5 protein-coding genes and 1 pseudogene are annotated in these 3,435 nt (G+C 37.0%); 3 read left to right on the top strand and 3 right to left on the bottom strand.

Annotated elements, in window-relative coordinates; all coding sequences use genetic code 11:
* From ACGHIN_RS16955 to ACGHIN_RS16945, 3 genes and pseudogenes are all read right to left on the bottom strand, one after another.
* Positions 1-101, bottom strand: a pseudogene (locus ACGHIN_RS16955) (DUF2116 family Zn-ribbon domain-containing protein); the annotation flags it as partial.
* Positions 98-703 carry an HPP family protein gene (locus ACGHIN_RS16950; protein WP_390456312.1) on the bottom strand — a complete coding sequence of 202 codons (606 nt, stop codon included), beginning with the start codon at positions 701-703 and terminating at the stop codon, positions 98-100. The gene ACGHIN_RS16950 and the pseudogene ACGHIN_RS16955, both read right to left, overlap by 4 nt.
* Before the next feature lie 10 nt (positions 704-713).
* Complete coding sequence (locus ACGHIN_RS16945) at positions 714-1,607, bottom strand: arginase family protein (RefSeq protein WP_390456309.1); 894 nt, start codon at positions 1,605-1,607, stop codon at positions 714-716.
* A gap of 168 nt (positions 1,608-1,775) precedes the next feature.
* On the opposite strand from ACGHIN_RS16945, the gene ACGHIN_RS16940 reads away from it, so the two are divergent.
* The 3 genes from ACGHIN_RS16940 to ACGHIN_RS16930 all read left to right on the top strand — a co-directional run.
* On the top strand, positions 1,776-2,108 hold the full coding sequence (locus ACGHIN_RS16940) for a single-stranded DNA-binding protein (RefSeq protein WP_390456306.1): 333 nt from the start codon (positions 1,776-1,778) through the stop codon (positions 2,106-2,108).
* 24 nt (positions 2,109-2,132) lie between these two features.
* Positions 2,133-2,582, top strand: coding sequence for an HRDC domain-containing protein (locus ACGHIN_RS16935; protein ID WP_390456304.1), 450 nt, complete (start codon positions 2,133-2,135; stop codon positions 2,580-2,582).
* Between the two features lie 125 nt (positions 2,583-2,707).
* The coding region (locus ACGHIN_RS16930) for an ATP phosphoribosyltransferase regulatory subunit (RefSeq protein WP_390456301.1) at positions 2,708-3,435 on the top strand (728 nt) is incomplete at its 3' end.

The following is a 3,435-nucleotide window of genomic DNA, read 5'->3' as shown; positions in this document are numbered from 1 at the left end:
TCTTTATTCTGCTTGTTGTTATAGGCATTTCGGCAGGCGTCGTTGCAGAATTTTTTATCTGACCGGCCGATGATTTTTTCGCCACATTCAAGACAATTCATAATTTTCCTTTTTTCATTTTGTGCAGGTGTTTTTTCTTTAGTAATCTCATCAATCTGGTATGAGTAGGATAGCTTCTGTTCGGCGTAATATTGTTGAAAAATAATGCAACTAACAAAAGAATGATACAGCCCGAAAGAACCGGCGAAACAACATACCAAAATCCCAGTTCCGGTATTTTTCCCGTTGAGCTTACGGCAATCAAAGCTGTGGCGCCTCCCGGCGGATGCAAAGTTTTGGTATATTGCATCAGGACAATCGAGAAAGCTACCGCTAAAGGTGCGGAAAGCCAGATAATATCAGGAACGATCTGATACACAGTGACACCTACAAGAGCGGAAATCACATGGCCACCAACAAGATTTCTGGGCTGTGCCAACGGACTTTGAATGGCTCCATAGATCAAAACACTTGATGCCCCGAAAGAACCGATCAGGAATATATTTTCCGTTGCGGATAATGTATGGGACTGTATAAAAGCAATAATCCCGATTCCGAAAAATGCTCCCAGGAATGACCAGAAATGTTCCTTGTAATCAACAAGGGTTTCTTTATAGATCACATATTTGGAAACTCTGAACGTTCTTTTAATGGTCTTCTTCATGAATTCTTCTTTATTTGAGTAGTTGTATTAGATTATTAACAAATGGTTGGGTGAACTTTCCGTCCGGATCATAGTCAGGGTCCAGAATAGTGATTTCCATCCCGAAACACTTTTTATGTTCAATCAAAGGTTTTAAAATATTTTGGAGATCAGCATAATCAATGCCGTCTTCCATTCTGCTGTCTACAGCAGGCATAATCTCGTCTTTCAGAACATCCACATCAAAATGGATAAAAAATCCATCCAGGTTCTTTTCTTCTATCATTTTCAGAAAGTCTTCAGAAGTTTTTCTGAAACCGTTCTTTCTTAGGCTATACAAATCAAAATAATGGATGCCGGAATTCATGATCTGTTTTACATATTCTTCATCATCCGTTTCGGCATTTCCGACACAGAAAATATTCTCTTCTGAAAAATAAGGCTTAAGAAGATTAATATTGGTTAGTTTTTCATGTCCGAGTCCTGAAACAATAGCCAGATCCATTCCGGCAACACCTCCGCTTGGAGAAAGTTTCGGCGGAATATAATCCGTATGTCCGTCGAGATAAAATAAACCGAAGTTTCCCAGTTTTTTTAAAGCAAGAGCACTTCCAATCAAAATACTGCAATCTCCGCCTAACATCAGATGAAAAATATCTTTATTGTAATTTTTGAGAATAAGTTCAGATTGCTTTTGGGCATATTCAATAATTGCATAAGGATTTTTAACACCAATTTCCTTATCAAAATCCATTGCATATTCCGGACTTTCTAATCTGAATGTATTCTTTGGATTTATTTCCTGATGAAGTCCGAATTTTCTCAGCCATTCAGGAAGTTTTCTGACACCCGGTTCTATCTCATGCTCTTTTTTGGTAAGTCCCAGATTGAAAGGAAACTCAAAAATGCTAATATCCTTTTTCATTGTTCTGATTTTACCAAAGATACGGAATTATTCGTTTGTAAACGACTACAAATGAATTTAAATAGTTTTATACCGACTTGACTATCAAAAGGCAGCCAAATTTGCAACAGAGATTTGAGAAAACAGTGAACGTCTCATATCTGAATATTAATCAAAAAAATTAAAGTTATGTCACTAAGAAACAAAGTAACATTAATCGGTTACACAGGAAAAGAAGTAGAAATGGTCAACTTCGATAACGGAAATGTAAAAGCAAGCGTGTCTTTAGCAACCAGCGATTATTACACCAATGCGAAAGGCGAAAAGGTGGAAGAAACGCAATGGCACAATCTGGTAGCTTTTGGAAAAGTTGCGGAAATCTTTCAGAAATATGTTCCGAAAGGAAAAGAGATTGCCATAGAGGGAAAACTTACGTACAGATCGTATGACGATAAAGACGGAGTGAAGAAATACATTACCGAAATAAAAGTGGATGAGATTCTGCTTCTGGGAGGTAAATAAATTTGGATTATAAAATGACAAATGATGAAAACAAAAATATTTACCATAAGATTATCCGGTGATTTTCTGCACAAAGATCAGAAATCACTGGATGATTTCCTCGGAAATCATGAGATTATTAAAGTGGAAACAGCTTTTGTCAACAATGATAACTACTGGTCTGTTCTTCTGTATTACGAAGAGTTGAAAGTTGTAGCTAGCGTTAAAGAGTCTAAAAGCATAAAGTATTCTGCTGAAAATGACACATTGACCGTTGACGAAGAACAAATTTTGCAAGCCTTAAAGCTATGGAGAGCGGAAAAAGCTAAAGAGCAGAATCTTCCCACTTATTTTATAGCGAGCAATAAAGAATTAATGTCCGTGGCAAAATATAAACCAGCCAGAAAAGAAGAATTACTAGATATTAAAGGCTTTGGAAAGCATAAAATAGAAAATTACGGAGAAGAGATCCTGGAAATACTCGAAAACGTGTGAATAGGTTAGAACACAAATGATTGAATAAGGCCGGAGATTTGTTTTCCGGCTTTTTTAATATGAAAACCTGTATTAAAGTCCTTTCAATTCCTTATTTTTGCGTTTATCAAAATGACATACAACAAATGAAGCCAAGTTTAGCAAAAGGGACGAGAGATTTTACATCATTAGAAGTTTCCAGAAGAAGATACATCATCAATACTTTGCAGAAGAATTTCGAATTGTTCGGATTTCAGCCATTGGAAACGCCTAGCTTTGAAAATCTTTCTACATTGACGGGGAAATACGGAGAAGAAGGAGACCGCCTGATCTTTAAAATCCTGAATTCAGGGGATTATACTTCTAAAGTAAATCAGGATGACTGGGAAAATAAAAACCATCAGAAGCTAACCTCCCAGATTTCAGATAAAGCTCTTCGTTATGACCTTACCGTACCTTTTGCAAGATTTGTGGCCATGAATCACAATCAGCTTACCTTTCCATTCAAACGGTACCAGATTCAGCCGGTTTGGAGAGCGGATCGTCCACAGAAAGGAAGATTCAGGGAATTTTACCAGTGTGATGCGGATGTGGTGGGAAGTGAAAGCCTTTTCCAAGAAGTGGAGCTGGTTCAGCTGTATTTAAAATCGTTTTCCGATCTGAAAGTTCCGGTAACGATTCATGTCAATAACAGGAAAATCCTTTCCGGTTTAGCAGAATATGCCGGAATTACAGATAAACTTATTGATTTTACAGTTGCTCTTGATAAGCTTGATAAAATCGGGAAAGAAGGTGTGGTGAAAGAATTATTGGAAAGAGAAATTTCTCAGGAATCCATCGATAAACTGGATTTCTTATTCAATCAGTCTGATGA

The sequence above is a fragment of the Chryseobacterium barbadense genome, assembly GCF_042849955.1.
Lineage (GTDB): Bacteria > Bacteroidota > Bacteroidia > Flavobacteriales > Weeksellaceae > Chryseobacterium.
This window is presented reverse-complemented; position numbering and strand designations above follow the sequence as displayed.

What these genes read in the sequence shown, in the direction of transcription:
- ACGHIN_RS16950 (WP_390456312.1), bottom strand. Translation starts at nt 703, where the DNA reads ATGAAGAAGACCATTAAAAGAACGTTCAGAGTTTCCAAATATGTGATC.
- ACGHIN_RS16945 (WP_390456309.1), bottom strand. Translation starts at nt 1,607, where the DNA reads ATGAAAAAGGATATTAGCATTTTTGAGTTTCCTTTCAATCTGGGACTT.
- ACGHIN_RS16940 (WP_390456306.1), top strand. Translation starts at nt 1,776, where the DNA reads ATGTCACTAAGAAACAAAGTAACATTAATCGGTTACACAGGAAAAGAA.
- ACGHIN_RS16935 (WP_390456304.1), top strand. Translation starts at nt 2,133, where the DNA reads ATGAAAACAAAAATATTTACCATAAGATTATCCGGTGATTTTCTGCAC.